Consider the following 17,215-nt stretch of genomic DNA (forward strand, 5'->3'; position numbering starts at 1 on the left):
GGGCGCGTTTGAACATGGGGCGGATGCCTCACATCGGCGCCGAATGTGCGGCCTGCCGCGCGTTCGGCGCCGAGTGTGCGGCCTGCCGCACACTCGAGCGGAAAGAGGGCGCCGAGCTAGCGGCGCTTGACCGACTTGGGCGGCTTGGCGCCACGGCCCTGTTGCCGCGCCGCGGCGCGGCGCTCGCGCCGGCTCGCACCCCCGGGAACCCCGGCCGGCGCCTTGCCATCGCCGCCATTGCGCTGCACCGCCGCCGAGCCGTCCTCCGACGGGCCGGAATACGTGAGCGCCGGCGCCTGGTTGTCAATACCCTTGGCGCGCAACGTGCTTGGAGCCTCTTCGCGCACGGCCGTCGTCGCACCGCGTTGCTGGCCGGCCGCGGCGGTCGCGAATTCCTCCAGCCCCTCCGGCGCCTGGACCGGGGCGACCTGCGGGCTGGGCACCGCCTCGACGGTGACATTGAACAGAAATCCGACCGACTCCTCTTTCAAGCCGTCGAGCATGGCCATGAACATGTCGTAACCCTCGCGCTGGTACTCGACCAGCGGATCGCGCTGCGCCATCGCACGCAGCCCGATGCCCTCCTTGAGGTAGTCCATCTCGTAGAGGTGCTCGCGCCATTTACGGTCGATGACGTTGAGCAGCACGTTGCGCTCCAGCTGACGCATCGCGCCCTCGCCCGCGATCTCCTCAAGCTCGGACTCCCTTGCGGCATAGGCATTTTCGGCGTCCTTCAGCAGCGCCTCAAGCAATTCCTCGCGGGTGAGGTCGTCGCGCTCGGAGTCGGCGTCGTGGTGGGTCAGCGGCTCGTGGTCGATGCCCACCGGGTACAGCGTCTTCAGCGCCGTCCACAGGGAATCCAGGTCCCAATCCTCCGCGTAGCCCTCGGTCGTCGCGCCGTCGACGTAGGCGGTGACCACGTCGCGGACCATGTCCAGCGCCTGCTCCTTGAGGTTCTCGCCCTCCAGGATGCGGCGGCGCTCGGCGTAGATCACCTTGCGCTGCTGATTCATCACCTCGTCGTACTTGAGGACGTTCTTGCGGACCTCGAAGTTCTGCTGCTCCACCTGGGTCTGGGCGCTCTTGATCGCCCGGGTGACCATCTTGGCCTCGATGGGCACGTCGTCGGGCAGATTCAGCCGGTTGAGCATCGCCTCGAGCGCGGCGCCGTTGAAGCGGCGCATCAGTTCGTCGCCCAGCGACAGGTAGAAGCGGGACTCGCCCGGGTCGCCCTGGCGGCCGGAACGGCCACGCAACTGGTTGTCGATCCGCCGCGACTCGTGCCGTTCGGTGCCCAGCACGTACAGGCCGCCGGCCTCGATCACCTCTTCGGCCTCTTTGCCGGCCTCCTCCTTGACCTTCGGCAACTCCTCGTGCCACGCCGCTTCGTACTCGTCAGCCGTCTCCACCGGATCGAGTCCGCGCTCACGCAGCCGCAGGTCGGTGAGGAAGTCGACGTTGCCGCCCAGCACGATGTCGGTGCCTCGACCGGCCATGTTGGTGGCCACCGTGACGCCGCCGCGCCGGCCGGCGACCGCGATGATGGTCGCCTCCTGCTCGTGGAACTTCGCGTTCAGCACGTTGTGTGGCACCCGGCGCTTCTGGAACTGCCGCGACAGGTACTCCGAGCGCTCCACGCTGGTGGTACCGATCAGCACCGGCTGGCCCTTTTCGTAGCGCTCGACGACGTCGTCGACCACCGCGATGTACTTGGCTTCCTCGGTCTTGTAGATCAGGTCGGACTGGTCGGCGCGGACCATCGGCTTGTTCGTCGGGATCGGGACAACGCCGAGCTTGTAGATCTCGTGCAGCTCGGCCGCCTCGGTCTGGGCGGTACCGGTCATGCCGGCGAGCTTGTCGTAGAGCCGGAAGTAGTTCTGCAGCGTGATGGTGGCCAGCGTCTGGTTCTCGGCCTTGATCTCGACGTGCTCCTTGGCCTCGATGGCCTGGTGCATGCCCTCGTTGTAGCGGCGCCCGTAGAGCACGCGGCCGGTGAACTCGTCGACAATGAGGACCTCGCCGTCGCGCACGATGTAGTCCTTGTCGCGGTTGAACAGCTCCTTGGCCTTCAGCGCGTTGTTGAGGTAACTGACCAGCGGCGAGTTGGCGGCCTCGTAGAGGTTGTCGATGCCGAGCTGGTCCTCGACGAATTCCACGCCCAGCTCGTGCACCCCGACGGTGCGTTTGCGCAGGTCCACCTCGTAGTGGGTGTCCTTCTCCATCAGCGGCGCCAACCGGGCGAACTCGAGGTACCAGTTGGAGGCGCCGTCGGCCGGTCCGGAGATGATCAGCGGGGTGCGGGCCTCGTCGATCAGGATGGAGTCGACCTCGTCGACGATCGCGAAGTTGTGCCCGCGCTGCACCAGATCGTCGAGCGAATGCGCCATGTTGTCGCGCAGGTAGTCGAACCCGAACTCGTTGTTGGTGCCGTAGGTGATGTCGGCGTTGTAGGCGACTCGGCGCTCATCGGGGGTCATCTGGGCCAGGATCACGCCGACGTCCAAGCCGAGGAAGCGGTGCACGCGGCCCATCCATTCGCTGTCGCGTTTGGCCAGGTAGTCGTTGACGGTGACGACGTGCACGCCCTTGCCGCCGACGCCGTTGAGGTAGGCCGGCAGCACCGAGGTCAGGGTCTTGCCCTCACCGGTCTTCATCTCGGCGACGTTGCCGAAGTGCAGCGCCGCCGCGCCCATCACCTGCACGTCGAACGGGCGCTGGTCAAGCACCCGCCAGGCCGCTTCCCGGGCCACCGCGAACGCCTCGGGCAGCAGGTCGTCGAGGCTCTCGCCGTCGGCGTTGCGCTTCTTGAACTCGTCGGTCTTGGCCCGCAACTCGGCGTCGGTGAGCTTCTCGATCTCGTCGGACAAGGTGTTGACGTAGTCAGACACCCGCTTGAGACGCTTGAGCATGCGACCTTCGCCAAGGCGCAGCAACTTCGACAGCACGGTGTTGTCCCCTGTTGGTAGGAGTCTTGCATTGAGCGACTCCCATGGTAGGCGACGACCCGGTAAGCAGCCGAACCTCAGGAGAGCCTGATCAGCCCAGTCGGATCAAGCCGTAGTCGTAGGCGTGGCGCCGGTAGACCACGCATGGCCGTTCGGTGTGCTTGTCATGGAACAAGAAGAAGTCGTGCCCGACGAGCTCCATCTCGTAGAGCGCGTCGTCGACCGTCATCGGTGTGGCCGGATGCTCCTTGGTCCGCACGATCCGTCCCGGCTCGTGGTCCGCCTCCACGCCGTCGTGCTCGGCCGTCGCGTCGGGGGCGCCGCGCGTCGGTGTGGGCGGCGGCACTGCGGTGGCGGCGGCCAGCGAGACCGGTGTCTTGTCGCCGTAGTGGACCTTGCGGCGGTCCTTGACGCGGCGCAGCCGGCTCTCCAGCTTGTCGACCGCGGACTCGAACGCTGCGTAGAAACTGTTGGCGCAGGCCTCGGCCCGGCTCACCGGACCCCGGCCGCGGGCGGTGATCTCCACGCGTTGACAGGACTTGCGCTGCCGCCGGTTGGGCGCGTGCTTGAGCTCGACATCGAAAAGGTAGATGGAGCGATCGAACCGCTCGAGGCGGGCGAGTTTCTGCGAGACGTAAAGACGGTAATGATCGGGGATTTCTACGTTGCGGCCCTTGAACACAACTTCGGCGGTGGTTGTCGGTTGGGCTTGCCCATCGGTAGTGGACGGCGGTTGGTCCAGAATCTGACCGGAATCCACGGATAGCCTTGACATACGTGACAACTCGTTTCTCTTTACACGTCGCACGCGCCCTGCGTGCCCGGCTGGCTTGATGCGCCGACGAGGTGAGAGCGGTTCGAGACTGGCTACCGCCGCAGGCTGCCCGCCGGTGCAAGGTGTCGATTACTCACCCCTTCCCACAAGTGGCCTCAACCTGGAAATATCCCGACCAGTGAGTCGTTGAACGTTGTTTTCGACGTTAGCTCGTGTTCGCCTACCCATGCCACTAATTTCGCAAGCTGTTGCGACTTCTTCATCACCTCTTGGCTGCCGCACAGTTTCACGCGGCGGCGATCGCCAGTACCGCGACGACCCGGACCCCCGCGGCGTGCAGAACGCGCACCGACTCCCGCGCCGTCGCCCCGGTGGTGACGATGTCGTCGACGACCATGACGTCGGTGCGCGGCGGCCGGCCGCGCAGCACGACCCGGCCGGTGATGTTGCGCTCGCGGGCGGCGGTGCCCAGGCCCACCGAGTCACGCGTTAACGCCTTGATCCGCAACGCCGCGGCGACCGCGACCTCCGGATGCGCGGCCACCGCGGCGCGCGCCAACCGGGTGACCGGGTCACCGCCGCGGCGGCGCGCGGCCGAACGCCGGGTCGGTGCCGGCACGATGGTCAGCGGGGTGTCGACGATCCCCCACGACAGCAGCCGGTGCACGCCGAGGGCCAGTGTGCGCGCCAGCGGCACGACGAGATCGGCGCGGTGATGCTCCTTGAGCGCCAGGATCGCCTGCCGGCGTGCGTTGGCGTAGCGGCCGAGCGCGAACACCGGGACATCCGGGTCGATGCGCGGGTTCACCACGTGCGGTTCGTCCGGCCTGACGGCCAACTCGGTGGCGCACGCGTCGCACCAACGCGTCGACGGCGCCCCGCAGCCGCCGCATTCTGTCGGCAGGATCAGGTCGAGCATGGCGTCAGTGTGACGGGCGGGGGTGACAGTTACCCGCTCGCGCTACCCCACCACCGCCTCGATCACGCGCTGCGGGTCTTCCATCGTCCGCACGACGACGCGCGGAATTCCCGCACCGCTGAGCAACTCGTCGAATTCTGTGAGCGACCGCAGTAAGCGCCCGGTAAACAACGGACTCCCGCCAGTAACCACTTCATCCGCGGATTGGCTCGCTAGCGCGAGCATCGAATGTTGATACAGCTTCCATTGGCTAACGGTCATCTGGGTATGAATATCGACCGATTCACCCGTTCTGGTCCTCGGCCGTGTGGTGGTGTGCGATGCCGCCAGAACGTTTGCGATGTGGCCTGCCACCAGCTTCTTGCGCCCACGCCGGCCGGGCGAAACCGGGCTGATCAGCTGCGGTGCATATGTGAGCTCATCGCGGAAAACGCGGCGAACCAAAGCGATCTCGAATGCATCGGTCGACATCTGCTATGCATCCCAGCCCAGAACGGTCAGACGGTTGGGCCGTCGCAAGGCGATCCCGTCCGTGGTCTTGTCGAAAACCGTCTGGTGAAAGTCAGGGTCGCGCATGCAATTCTCCTCTCGATTGGGAGAACGATCTCCCTCGTGACGGACAGGGACACGACGCACCTGGGTAGCGTGATCTCTAATAGCATTGCTGTGAACCACGTTTCGACGGCGCAAATGGTACGGTGCCACACCAACTTTGCCGTCGACCCTTCATCACACCGCGCCCGCCAGCCGATGCTCGGTCTTGATCTCGTCCGCGGCGCGCTCACCAATGACCACGCAGGGTGCCATGGTGTTCGCAGTGGTGATCCTTGGCATGATGGATCCGTCTGCGACACGCAGGTTTTCCACGCCGTGAACCTTCAGGCCGCCGTCAACGACGGCAAGCGGATCGAGTCCCATCTTGGCCGTGCCCACTTGGTGCCAATAGCTGAGTGCGGCATCACGCACATACGCCAACATGTCCTCACCCTTCAGATCACCGGGCATCACCTCGCGCTTGAAAAAGGGGCGCAGCGCCGCAGAATTACCGAGTTCCCGCATGCCTTCGACGCATTTCACAGCGAGTCGGACATCGTCGTGGTGTGACAGACCGTTGTCCACCACCCTGACGGGCTGATCAGGATCCGAACTGATCAGCTCCACCCTGCCGCGGCTTTTTGGTTGCGTAATCGCACCGAACATCGTCCAGCACGTCTCGGGTAGACCGAAACGCGCGATATTCTCCGGGCTTGCCAGCGGCAGCGCCCCCTGGCATGCGAACAGGTCCGGTTTGTCGAGGTCGCCGCAGCTAGGCCAGAACATCACGACATCACCCGGCTGATCGGCAGGCTGGCAAGCGGGGACTTCCCACATGCACGAAAGGCCCAAGTGGTCGTGGAAGTTACGGCCAACACCGGGCAGATGCTGCTCGACAGGTATTCCCAAAGAACGCAGTTTCTCTCGATCACCGACTCCAGACAGCATGAGAACTTTGGGGGTATGGATTGCACCCATCGAAAGTACGATCTCTGCTCCAGCCTGAAATCGTTTAACGCTGCCGCCGTAGGAAACCTCGACTGCCGTCGCCTGGCCGCGGCCGATGATCACCCGGCGCACAAATGCGTTTGACAGCACCGTCAGATTTGGCCGGTCCATGTATGGATATGTGTAAGAACGGAAGACAGAATGCCGCTTGCCGTCGCGAGCTCGAACTTCGATGATCGCCGCCCCGCCCTTGCCTTCCATCATCTTTCCGTTCGGATGGTCAAAGGGTTCGATGCCGAGACAGCCGGCGGCTTCGATCACGACGGAACTGACAGGATGAGGGTTCGATTTCGGTTGCACGTAGATCGGTCCGCCGCTGCCCCGGTAGTCACCATCGGGGGCGCCATGCCAATTCTCGATACGACGGTAGATGTCGAGAACCGACGCATAGCTCCACGCTTTGTTCCCCGACTCCGCGGCAAAGAAATCCCAATCCGACTTGTGCCCACGAGCCCAGGCCATCAAGTTGATGCTCGACCCGCCGCCGAGGACCTTACCCATCGACTGCATGAGCGTCCGGCCGTTAAGGTGCTGGTTCGGCTCAGCCCGGAAAGCCCAATCCGTTGCGCCGCCCAGATTTGTATGCCAAAGATTTGACTCGGTGACACTCGGTATCTCGTCGCTGCCGCCGGCCTCCAACAACAACACGCTGACAGCTGGATCTTCGGCCAGCCGACGGGCGACGACGCAGCCGGACGATCCGGCACCGCAGACGATGAAGTCGTAGTGCTGCTGCAGATTAGCGGCCAGGTGCTCCTGGTTGGAACGTACGCGCCGGCCCAGATCGCCGTGCGGTCCCGCAGGTGAATCAGTCGACCTGGTTATCAGCTCGCTCACGCTCAGTGGCCCGCGCTCTGTCCGCCGTCGATATGCAGCACCTCGCCGGTGACAAAGGGTGCAGTCTCTAGATAAAGCGCGCCGTGCACGATGTCGGCGACGGCGCCTATCCGGTTTTGGGGATGCATTCCGGCATAAGCGGCGGAGGCATCGACTTCGGCGTGCAGGGGCGTATCGATGACACCCGGAGATATTGCATTGACCCGGATTCCGTGCGTGGCGTACTCGATGGCGAGCGATCGGGTGACGGCGGCAAGCCCCCCTTTGGTGAGCGCCGTCAACGCCGATGGGACGGCAGCCTGACCCTGCTCGGCCAGCGTGGTGGTGATGTTGACGACATGACCGCCCTTGTCTTGCGCCAGCATTTCGGCGATGACGCGTCGGGTGACATGGAAGAAGCCAAGCACGTTCACCGACGTGACCAACGCATAGTCCTCGGGCGTGTAGTAGATGAAAGGCTTGGCGATGAACGCGCCCGCGTTGTTGATCAGGGTGTCGATGCGACCGAACCGCGTCACCGCTTCGCGAACGAGGCGTTCGGCAGTTCTGGGATCGGCGATATCGCCTGGGACGGTCAGGACTTCGGGGTGCGGCGAGCCGGCGATGGTGCGGGAGTTGGCGATCACCCGGAAGCCGTGCTTGCGGTATCCCTCGACCAAGCCTGCACCGATTCCGCGCGATGCACCGGTGATGATCGCTACCTTCTCACCAGCGAATTCCATTTGCGTTGCCTTTCTGTAGTTTTCAGACCGCGAACTCGCGAATGAGGTCTACGGCCGAGCCGGGTTTGACGTGATGGAAAGCGGCGCCGGCCCACATCGCGGTACCGTGCGGGTCGCCCAGCTTCACCGCCGCCGCTTGGATAGGGGCGGTCACCCTGGCTACTTCTGGGAAGCCGAAGATCGCGTCCGCCTCGTGTTGGTCGATGAATCGGTTGTGCAATGCGCGCGCATAGCGTCCGGTGAACGCACGCGTCACCGTCGTGTGGGTGAACTGCGGGTCACACAAGGCGGCCCGATGCGTGGGGTTCGTGCCGGCCTCGTCGGCGAGCAACAGCGCCGTACCGACCTGTACCGCGGTGGCACCCGCGTCACGCATCCGCCTGACATGACGAGGTGTTCCTATACCTCCGGCCGCCACGACGGGACAGTCGCAACACGCCGCTAGGGCGGTGACCATATCCTCGAGGGGATCACGAGGCGGCGCCACGAGGGCATCAAAAGTGGCGCGGTGCCCACCCGCTGCGGGGCCCTGGGCTACCAAGGCGTCCACTCCCGAGCCGATCGCGATCACCGCTTCGCCCACCGTGGTGAGGGTTGCGAAGCTCGACGTGCCCACGCCGGCGAGGCGGCGACACAGGTCATCGCTCGGTGCGCCGAACGTGAACGACACCACCTCAGGTCGCAGATCGCATACCACCTCGAGCTTCGCGGCCCACTCATCGTCGTCATGGCGCGGTTCACCAAGCGCCACACCGTACTGTTGAGCCTCCGGCGCCAGCGCCGCCGCGAACGCATCCAGCCCCTCCGTGGTGGCCACTTGCTCTTGTGGCACAAACAGATTCACACCGAGTGCACCGCCGGTCAGCTTCCTCGCCGCCACAATCGCGTCGGCCAGACCCTCGGCTGACAACATGCCGGCCGCGAGGAAACCAAGGCCGCCGGCGTTGGTTACCGCGGCCGCCAACTCAGGTGTCGACGGACCGCCCGCCATAGGTGCCCCCAGCACCCGAACGCTCAAATCCGCCAGGGAGAATCGGTCACGCACAAGCCACCTCGGACAAACTCATCGGACTCAGTGAGGCAAGGGCGTGCCCATCCACGATGACGACACTGTTGCCCTCCAAGCGGATCCACCCGCGATCCTCGAAATCCTGTAGAACCGCGACGATCGTCTTCGGATCATCGCCAACCAGGTGAGCGAAGTCTTTCAATGTCAGGTCATGCACGACCCTCACCACGTCACCCTCGCGCCGGCCAAACCGCTGCCTCAGAAACAGCAGTCGACTCGCGATGCGCTTATGAGCGTCGGCAAACACAAAGTCGGCCAGGGAGTTCGTCGTCGCGTTCGCCCACCGCGCAAAGAGGCGCAGGACCTGATCGCGGACCTCGGGTCGTTCGGCCATCCACACCAAGAGTTGGTCGCGTTCAATCGGCACCGCAACAACCTCGGTCAGGGTGGTCACGGTGGTTTCATTCGATCCCGGGTCGAAAAGCGCCGTCGCACCGAATATTTCTGTTGATCCCAGGATGGTCAGAATGATTTCGCCACCGCCAGGAAGCCGGTATGAAACCTTGACTTTTCCCGAAATGATCACAAAGAGACGATCACCGAGGCCGTCCTGGGCGTCCACGATACGTTCTGGCGCAAATCGTTCGGGTGTGAGCTGGTTCGCCAAGGCGGAGACCGCACTCGTATCGGTCCTGCTGAAGATTCCCGATGCGGCGAGCGCCGTGTGGACATCCCCGCACTCCGAAGCGTCGCGTCCAAACACTCTGTGCGACAGCCGTTGCCGTGCTTGCCAATTAGAGGCTTTGCTAGTGGTTACAGTCAACGTCGCTGCTCGCGACGCCTTTCGGGTCCGCCAGTTCTCGGATGTCCGCCGGATAGGACTGATCGTGTATCGCAACAACAAGTCCATGGCTGTTCACCCCCGGTTGAGGACGATGATCGCTGTGCCAGTCATACCGGTAACGCTATGTGTGCCGTGGCAATGCGACTACCCGCCGCACGCAGCCTTCTGGCCACGCTGCGCACGGGCGAGCGCACTTGCGAGCAGCGACCCAACGCAGCTTGGGGCCGCGTCGAGGGCATCCGACGCGAATCGATTCCGGCCCGTCGGATGTGACCGTATCCCTCAGTTGCGTACTGCTGGGCGTCACCAAGCTCGTCGGTTGGCCCCCACGCATGCAAACCGCTACGGTGACGCGCCATCGGTAACCCAGCGGCGGAGTGCAACTGGCGCGTACTAGGCGCAATCTGGCGGGGTTGTGGGCAATTCGGTTAGTCTGCGTGCGCGAACCGCGATACCTTCGAAGCCATGCCGCAGCGCACAACGCCCGTGCGCAGCGTGGGTACCTTCACCATCGGCCGACGCGAAAGCCGATCCGGGGCCCGGACAGGGGATATCACTCGGTACGCGTGAATCGTGCTCATCGACTAAGCGCTGCGGCGCAGCGTCACCACCGGTGGTTCCCGATAGCGCTCGGTGTGGGTGGCGGCGAATCTGCCGAGGTTGGTGAAGCCCCAGCGGTATGCGACCGAGGCTACGGTGACGGTTGATGGGTCTGATTCGAGCAAGTCCTGGTGTGCTCTGCGCAGCCGGACTTCGCGCAGGTATGCCATTGGCGATGTGCCCAGGTGATGCTTGAAGCCCTGCTGTAACGAGCGGACGCTGGCACAGCTGCGCTCGGCCAGCGTCGATACCGTCAGCGGCTGGTCCGCTTCCGCCTCGATGACCTCGATTGCGGTGCGGATGGCCCGCGGCGCGGCATCGGCCGCCTCCCCCTCCAACGCCGCGCGGTGTGGATGCTCGGTGGCCAGGAGTAGGCCGCGGACCACGCTTTCGGCGAAGGGCATTCCGACCATTGGCTGGTGCAGGACACTGCGAGGCCGGAACAACTGCTCGGTGAACACCGATACCATCGTGATCCAGCTGCGCACGGCTTGAGTCGTAGTCGTCATCAAGGGTTGGAAGTCGATTTGGGAAGTTACCAAGCGCCCGAGTGCGTCCGAAAGAGCGTCTTCGACGGCATGGCGATCGATCATCACAGCCAGCAGACGCCCGGTATAACCGGACATGCCCGCTTTGCCTTCCGGCCGATATACCCCTACAGAGCCGGGTGCCGCGACGACGGAGAAACCACAGTCCGCCGCGGCCGAGGAATTCGCCAGCGGCAAGGTGACGTGATAATGAGGACGAGACTCACCGCCGTTCACCCAGACATCGTCATGAAAATCGATGTCCAGCACTGAGATCGGACCGAGCCGACGCATGCGGTGCGCGAACGAAAACGAGGCGGAGTTCTCGAGGGGTCCAATGTCTGGCCACCAAGACGACGATGACTCCAGTTGACGTTGCCGTAACGCAGCGAAGTCGTCCAGCGACCGCACTGAACTCCACGGGTGGGTCTCCGACGCCACCCTGGTGTCTTCCGTCGGGTCGGCCATGACGCACTCCCCTTTCCGACATGGCTGTCGGGTTGAGGCACTACCTCCGCGCCGAGCGCATCGCTCAGAGCCTCCCCGACAGCGGAACGATCCAACTCGACGCGGATCGCTGTGATGTCCACATCATATATCTGGCCCGTCGCCTGCAGCTGGCTCCATCCACCTGCGTAAACAACGGTAACCTTGCCGGCGTTCATCCGCTAATCCCATGAAAGGGACAGCGCAATCTGGCCAGAAGTGTGCGCGATGTGTCTGATCGCCATGTGCATCCTCGCCTGCCTGCTGGACGGAGACGTCGGCGAAATTCCGCACACCGACGTTCGAAACCGCTTCTGCGTACTGGTGCGCGGTTCGTCCATCGCGCCGCGCACAGCGGCTACCTCGCCCGATGCTCTGGCCATACCGTCGCAGGGTGGGCAAGCGAAAACTTCCGGTGAACGCCAGCGAGTCACCGCGGAGGCACGAGAACAGCCATCGCCAGGAGGTGATCGCTAACGTCGCGACTAGCGTGGCGCTGCGCGTGCTTCCCCGAATACCCTCCCGCATCAAACGCTTACTCCTGGGCCGTCGTTCGGTCATCCTCGACGGCTATGCCCTCGACAGCACACTGCAGCTTGTCCTTGCCGCACAGAACGCGGTTGGCAACGACGGTTTGGTGTCAAGCGACGATGTCGTCGCCGAGCGATCCCGACTGGAGACTCTGACCGCCAGCTTCAGCCAGCACATCCCGGTAGCCGGCGTGACCAACCTGTCGATACCCGGTCCTGCCGGCCTCATCCCCGCCCGGCATTACCGCCCTGACCCGGACGTGGCCGGCGGTCCTAGCGCAATCCTGGTCTTCTACCACGGCGGCGGCTTCACGCTCGGCAGCCTCGAAAGCCACGACGATCAGTGCCGACTGATCTGTCGCGACGGCGGAATACACGTGTTGTCCATCGACTATCGATTGGCTCCCGAACACAAGTTCCCTGCTCCGGTCCTTGACGCATTCGCGGCCTACCGGTGGGCCGTTGACAACGCCCCCGAGCTCGGCATCGACCCGAAACGGGTCGCGGTCGGGGGCGACAGTGCAGGCGGAACTCTCGCCGCCGTGGTATCGCAGCTTGCCCGTGACGAGGATGTGCAACTGCCCGCGCTTCAACTGCTGCTCTACCCGGCGACCGACTATGTCAACACGACTTATTCTCGGACGGTGTTCGCAGACGGGTTCCTGCTCACCGAAAGGGATTTGGACTGGTTTCGGCGCAACTACCTCGACGGGGCCGATGTGGAGCTCTCGGACCCACGCGTGTCCCCACTGCTGGCGGACGACCTCTCAGGATTGCCGCCGGCGCTCGTGGTGACCGGTGGGTTCGACCCATTGCGCGACGAAGGCACTAAGTACGCGGAGGCCATGCGGGCCGCGGGCGTCATCGTCGACCATCGCCAATTCACGTCGCTGGTCCACGGCTTCGTCACCTTCTTTCCACTGGGAGGAGACAGTGCCGCAGCAACCACGAAAATAATCTCGGCGCTACGTGCGCATACCTGCCACGCCGGAGGTAATGCTTGGTGACGTGCAGTCGCCACACGTGGCCAAACTCCGTGCGGATACGGTCAATTCGCCCACACGGCTGCTGCCGTAATACTGCGGCTGCGGCGGCTGGATGGATTGTCACTCGAAGTGGGCGACGATACGACTTGCATATAATGCTTGAAAACCCTGCGACGCAACGTGTCTGTGGCCCAGCAGGACGTTCGTAGTGACGAGCGAATCGACGCAGCGACTGCGCGACGGCGCGTGGCCAAAAGCGGGCACCGGAAATACTGAGGAGACAAACGAATGTCGATCGTTTGCCAATCTGCATCGAGACAGATCTGGACCGGCACATGTGCGCGAGTCAGCAGCAGCCGTCCCGCGGTCGTCCCGACGTTCGCGGGTGCGGCATGCACAGGCTGATCGAGTTATTCGACAATCCTGCACTTGCAGCTGTCTTCGTCCTGGCGATCTATGTGTGCATCCGTGTGATCGTCACATGGATTGTGGGCCTATTAGGCCGCTACCCCGAGCGCGCTGCGGACCCGTCCCGCAGTTCCGACGACTGAAAATTCGTTCGGGCGTGCGTTAGGGGTCGCAACGTTGCCAGCTAGACCCTGCGCCGCCCAGCTTCCGGGTTTGCAGCTCCCGCAGCGAGTTTGCGTGATTTGAACACAGCCGCGCGCCATCCGGCTATCCGGTGAGAGGGATGGACCATAGTCTCGGCGCTGTGGGTAGCTATGGGCCGTCGCGTGACTGCGACTCAGTTCCAGTTGCGGGGATGGCTCACTCGATGGACCAACAGTTAGTGCAAGCCCTCGGACCGTTGTTGTCAGCCCCGGCGAGGGCTGCTCGACCGCCCGCCGGCGATTGGCAGGCTCGGCGGGCCACTATCAAAAGTGCGCTGGACCGCGCCGCGCGAGTATCGCTGTCCGTCAATGGAATAGAGGTCGAGGAATACGCGGCGGCCGCCATCGACGGCACGCGGCTGGCTTTATTCCTCTACCGGCGTGCCGATACCGGCCCACCGGGCAGCGCCGCGCTTTTTCTGCATGGTGGCGGGATGATCATGGGTTGGCACCGCAGGTATGACATGCTGGCCCGGAGTTACGTTGCCGCGTCCGGCGTACCGCTGTTGTCGGTGCATTATCGGGTTGCGCCCGAGCATCCATATCCCATTCCAGTCGAGGACTGCTACACCGCGCTTCGTTGGCTTGCCAGTCACGCAACCGAGCTCGGTATCGACCCCGCACGCATCGCGGTGATGGGAGGCAGCGCGGGCGGTGGGCTTGCCGCGGGAGTAACTCTACTGGCGCGCGATCGAGGCGGCCCCGCATTGGCGCAGCAACTCCTGCTTTCGCCGATGCTCGACGATCGGACAACAACCACCGACCGACGTTCGCCGCAATTTACGACGTGGGACTACGACGACAACATCACCGGCTGGCGCGCATTTCTCGGAGACTTGGCCGGCAGAGACGACGTCTCGCAGTACGCCTCGCCAGCGCGCGCCGCCGATCTGACTGATTTGCCGCCCGCCTACATCGATGTAGGCGGGCTCGATATCTTCTGCGACGAGGACCTGACCTACGCCAAACGACTTGTAGCGGCGGGCGTGCCGACAGAGTTTCATCTCCACGCCGGGGCCCCCCATGGCTTTGAAATATTCGCGCCCCACACGGATGTGGCCCGACGAGCCACCGACGACCGGATGCGTCGTCTCGGTTGGTTGTAGCCGCGCGCCAATCGAGTTCGGCACAACAAATCCGTCTGCTTTCAAACCAGACATTGGACGTTTCAAGAGTACGAGGAAAGGACCTAACGAGAGGAGGTCGGATCGATGAAGCGACGGGCGCTTGTGACGGGCGCGAACGGCGGGATCGGTGCAGCCATCTGCGATCGCTTGCGCGCCGATGGAGTAGAAGTGCGTACGACAGACGCCATAGGTCCGGCTGATGCCGTGGTAGACCTGCCGGCTGACCCCATTCCGCAGTGGGCCGTCAAAGATATCGACATTTGCGTGGCGGTGGCAGGGGTTGTCGACACTTTCGCACCGGCGCACTCGATGTCATCGGCGCAGTGGTCGCGCGATATCGACGTAAATCTCACCGGCACCTTTTGCGCGATCCAGGGATGTCTGCCTGGCATGCGAGCACGCCGCTTCGGCCGTGTAATCGCAATTTCGAGTATGGCGGGCCGCATGGGCGCGGCCGGCAAAGTCGCTTACGCAGCATCCAAGGCCGGCCTGCGCGGGATGATGCGCACGATCGCCATAGAGAACTCTGGGCACGGAATAACCGCCAACTTGGTGCTGCCGGGCATGATCGCGACGCCCAGGATCATGACCCTGCCTCACCCGGACCAAGAGCGCATCCGCGCCGCAATACCCAGCGAACGATTCGGACGTCCAGAGGAAGTGGCCGATCTCGTTTCCTTTCTTGCCCGTGACAGCACCGGATACATCACGGCACAAGATATTGGGATCGACGGTGGCCTGGAGCTGAATACGTTGTTCGTTGGTCCAACTCACCCGCCCCATCGCGGTTGACCGATGGGACTGTAGCTCTCGCTAGATCCAGGGCGGCGACGTTCACAAATGATCGAGTTATCCCTTAGACAGACCGAGCACCTAAAGGGCTTCATACGTCGCGAGCAACACCGCCCGCTCCGCTCGCCGGCCGCCTTATTCAATCAGGGCAAGGACGACCAGATCGCTCCGTTTGTAAGGGGACCCCTTCATTCCTCAGACGCCGGCGAGAATAGTCGTCAACCCGGTGCACTCCGGAAACCCCGCAGGGTCGTCTCCAGATGGCGCCGCCAGAGTTCATGGCCATGGTGGGCCGGGTCGGTGCGCTCGGATTGGATGACGCCGCGCAGTGCCCAGACGGCAGCAGTGATGTCGTCGGGGGTGACGTCCGCACGGGCAGCACCCGCGCGTTGCGCGCGTCGCAGTAACTCGGTCGAACGCCGGCGGAGTTCCTCGACGAGAGGTTCGGGCGCGAGTTCTCCCCAGACTGGCGCGGAGAGTCCCGCCTTGGCAGCAAGCTCGACGCCCACGGTCCGCAGAAAGACGTCGAGGCCAGTCTGCGGAGGCGACTGCTCGGCGATGACAGCCACGTCGATCAGATGTTGAAAGAATCCGCTGAGCACCTCCTGGACCAGAGCGTCCTTGTTGGCGAACCGCCGATACAGCGTCGCCGGACCCACCGCGGCCGCGTTGGCGACATCACGGAGGGTGGCGGCCGGTCCCCGCTCGGCGAAGACCTCCTCAGCGGCTCTGACGAGCCGTTCGCGGTTCATGGCGGCGTCGCGGCGCACCGAATCCTTTCCCGTTTCTGTGGAACGTGCCAACTTGGGAATGAATCCCACGCTGTCGCGTTCAACATATATGAGAGCTCTACTCTCAGATATGTAGGGGTGGTCATGACGGTCGAAGAGGCCAAGGGTTCAGCGCGTGTGCGGCTCGGGCATTCCGAGCTGACGGTGCGCCCCGTCGGGTTGGGCTGCATGGGAATGTCTCAGTTCTACGGAGCCGCCGATGACAGTGAGTCCGTCGAGACGATCCGATCGGCGATCGATCTCGGAGTGGACTTCCTGGACACCTCCGATGTGTACGGTGCTGCTGACATCGCCACGGCGACGAACGTCCGCGGTTTCGGCCACAACGAGCAGCTGATCGGCGCCGCGATACGTGGCCGCCGCCACAACGTCGTCCTGGCAACGAAGTTCGGCGCAAAGGTGAACGATGCCGGGAACGGGATTGTGCTCGACGGGCGTCCCGAGTACGTCGCCGCGGCGTGCGAGGCGAGCCTTCGTCGGCTGGACACCGACGTCATCGACCTGTACTACTGCCACCGGCTCGATCCGCTTGTCCCCATCGAAGACACCGTCGGGGCGATGGCCCGACTTGTCACATCAGGCAAGGTTCGCGCGCTGGGACTCAGTGAGGCAGGGCCTGAGCTGATCCGCCGGGCGCATGTCGTTCACCCCATCACCGCGCTACAGAGCGAGTACTCACTGTGGGAGCGGCGCGTCGAGGGCGGAATCACCGCAACGTGCCGCGAACTCGGCATCACGTTGGTGCCGTTCAGCCCGTTGGGCAGATCAGCTCTGACCGGTGGGCTGCAACCCGGTGACACGTTTGACTCCAACGACTTTCGAGCGAGCAATCCGCGGTTCTCGGCCGACAACCTCCCAACAAACCTCCGACCAGTCGCGGCCCTTGCCGAGCTGGCCGCCAACAAGGGTTGCCGGCCGGGACAGCTGGCCTTGGCCTGGCTATTGGCACAACCGCTGGACGTCGTGCCGATTCCGGGAACCAAGCGCGTTGCGTACGTACGGGAGAATCTCGCGGCCACCTCGGTCGCAATCAGCACCGACGAAGTTGCTTATCTGAGTGACATATTCGCTCCCGGACGGATCGTGGGAGAGCGCTACACCGCTGCGCACGCCCGCACCGTCGCCAACTGAACTGGAGGAGATCACCAGTAAGGATTGGTTCGGCGGCGAAC

The 17,215-nt window shown here is 63.9% G+C and carries 14 protein-coding genes; 4 read left to right on the forward strand and 10 right to left on the reverse strand.

Annotated elements, in window-relative coordinates; translation table 11 throughout:
• Positions 1–116 precede the first annotated feature (116 nt).
• The 9 genes from secA to A5775_RS00155 form a co-directional block, all read right to left on the reverse strand.
• Positions 117–2,945, reverse strand: coding sequence for a preprotein translocase subunit SecA (secA, locus tag A5775_RS00115; protein WP_067245339.1), 2,829 nt, complete (start codon positions 2,943–2,945; stop codon positions 117–119).
• A 91-nt stretch (positions 2,946–3,036) separates the two neighbouring features.
• Entirely contained in the window at positions 3,037–3,705 is a 669-nt protein-coding gene (hpf, locus tag A5775_RS00120) for a ribosome hibernation-promoting factor, HPF/YfiA family (protein ID WP_067245343.1), read from the reverse strand.
• A gap of 301 nt (positions 3,706–4,006) precedes the next feature.
• Entirely contained in the window at positions 4,007–4,639 is a 633-nt protein-coding gene (locus tag A5775_RS00125; protein WP_067245347.1) for a ComF family protein, read from the reverse strand.
• 42 nt (positions 4,640–4,681) lie between these two features.
• Positions 4,682–5,110 carry a hypothetical protein gene (locus tag A5775_RS00130; RefSeq protein ID WP_067245352.1) on the reverse strand — a complete coding sequence of 143 codons (429 nt, stop codon included), beginning with the start codon at positions 5,108–5,110 and terminating at the stop codon, positions 4,682–4,684.
• A 258-nt stretch (positions 5,111–5,368) separates the two neighbouring features.
• Complete coding sequence (locus A5775_RS00135; RefSeq protein WP_082952821.1) at positions 5,369–6,931, reverse strand: GMC family oxidoreductase; 1,563 nt, start codon at positions 6,929–6,931, stop codon at positions 5,369–5,371.
• A gap of 89 nt (positions 6,932–7,020) precedes the next feature.
• Positions 7,021–7,740, reverse strand: coding sequence for an SDR family NAD(P)-dependent oxidoreductase (locus A5775_RS00140; RefSeq protein ID WP_067245355.1), 720 nt, complete (start codon positions 7,738–7,740; stop codon positions 7,021–7,023).
• Positions 7,741–7,762: 22 nt separating this feature from the next.
• Complete coding sequence (locus A5775_RS00145; protein WP_231995079.1) at positions 7,763–8,785, reverse strand: nitronate monooxygenase; 1,023 nt, start codon at positions 8,783–8,785, stop codon at positions 7,763–7,765.
• Positions 8,778–9,416: a Crp/Fnr family transcriptional regulator gene (locus A5775_RS00150; protein WP_197512265.1), complete on the reverse strand. Its 639-nt coding sequence runs from the start codon at positions 9,414–9,416 to the stop codon at positions 8,778–8,780. Before A5775_RS00150 ends, A5775_RS00145 begins: the two co-directional genes overlap by 8 nt.
• A gap of 761 nt (positions 9,417–10,177) precedes the next feature.
• Positions 10,178–11,188, reverse strand: coding sequence for an AraC family transcriptional regulator (locus tag A5775_RS00155; protein ID WP_082952812.1), 1,011 nt, complete (start codon positions 11,186–11,188; stop codon positions 10,178–10,180).
• A gap of 484 nt (positions 11,189–11,672) precedes the next feature.
• Here A5775_RS00155 and A5775_RS00160 point away from each other — a divergent pair, with 484 nt between their 5' ends.
• The 3 genes from A5775_RS00160 (at position 11,673) to A5775_RS00175 (ending at position 15,252) form a co-directional block, all read left to right on the forward strand.
• Entirely contained in the window at positions 11,673–12,743 is a 1,071-nt protein-coding gene (locus A5775_RS00160) for an alpha/beta hydrolase (protein WP_231995081.1), read from the forward strand.
• Between the two features lie 742 nt (positions 12,744–13,485).
• On the forward strand, positions 13,486–14,439 hold the full coding sequence (locus A5775_RS00170) for an alpha/beta hydrolase (RefSeq protein WP_067245368.1): 954 nt from the start codon (positions 13,486–13,488) through the stop codon (positions 14,437–14,439).
• A gap of 105 nt (positions 14,440–14,544) precedes the next feature.
• Entirely contained in the window at positions 14,545–15,252 is a 708-nt protein-coding gene (locus A5775_RS00175; protein ID WP_067245370.1) for an SDR family NAD(P)-dependent oxidoreductase, read from the forward strand.
• A gap of 218 nt (positions 15,253–15,470) precedes the next feature.
• Here the strand turns inward: A5775_RS00175 and A5775_RS00180 are convergent, their stop codons facing one another.
• Positions 15,471–16,055, reverse strand: coding sequence for a TetR/AcrR family transcriptional regulator (locus tag A5775_RS00180; RefSeq protein ID WP_156660514.1), 585 nt, complete (start codon positions 16,053–16,055; stop codon positions 15,471–15,473).
• Positions 16,056–16,127: 72 nt separating this feature from the next.
• Here A5775_RS00180 and A5775_RS00185 point away from each other — a divergent pair, with 72 nt between their 5' ends.
• Entirely contained in the window at positions 16,128–17,174 is a 1,047-nt protein-coding gene (locus tag A5775_RS00185) for an aldo/keto reductase (protein ID WP_067245691.1), read from the forward strand.
• Positions 17,175–17,215: the final 41 nt, after the last annotated feature.

Source organism: Mycobacterium sp. 852002-10029_SCH5224772, from assembly GCF_001667315.1.
Lineage (GTDB): Bacteria > Actinomycetota > Actinomycetes > Mycobacteriales > Mycobacteriaceae > Mycobacterium.

Excerpts from the sequence above, each read along its gene's own strand:
- A5775_RS00125 (WP_067245347.1), bottom strand. The coding sequence starts at position 4,639 with ATGCTCGACCTGATCCTGCCGACAGAATGCGGCGGCTGCGGGGCGCCG.
- A5775_RS00130 (WP_067245352.1), bottom strand. The coding sequence starts at position 5,110 with ATGTCGACCGATGCATTCGAGATCGCTTTGGTTCGCCGCGTTTTCCGC.
- A5775_RS00140 (WP_067245355.1), bottom strand. The coding sequence starts at position 7,740 with ATGGAATTCGCTGGTGAGAAGGTAGCGATCATCACCGGTGCATCGCGC.
- A5775_RS00155 (WP_082952812.1), bottom strand. The coding sequence starts at position 11,188 with ATGGCCGACCCGACGGAAGACACCAGGGTGGCGTCGGAGACCCACCCG.
- A5775_RS00170 (WP_067245368.1), top strand. The coding sequence starts at position 13,486 with ATGGCTCACTCGATGGACCAACAGTTAGTGCAAGCCCTCGGACCGTTG.
- A5775_RS00175 (WP_067245370.1), top strand. The coding sequence starts at position 14,545 with ATGAAGCGACGGGCGCTTGTGACGGGCGCGAACGGCGGGATCGGTGCA.
- A5775_RS00185 (WP_067245691.1), top strand. The coding sequence starts at position 16,128 with ATGACGGTCGAAGAGGCCAAGGGTTCAGCGCGTGTGCGGCTCGGGCAT.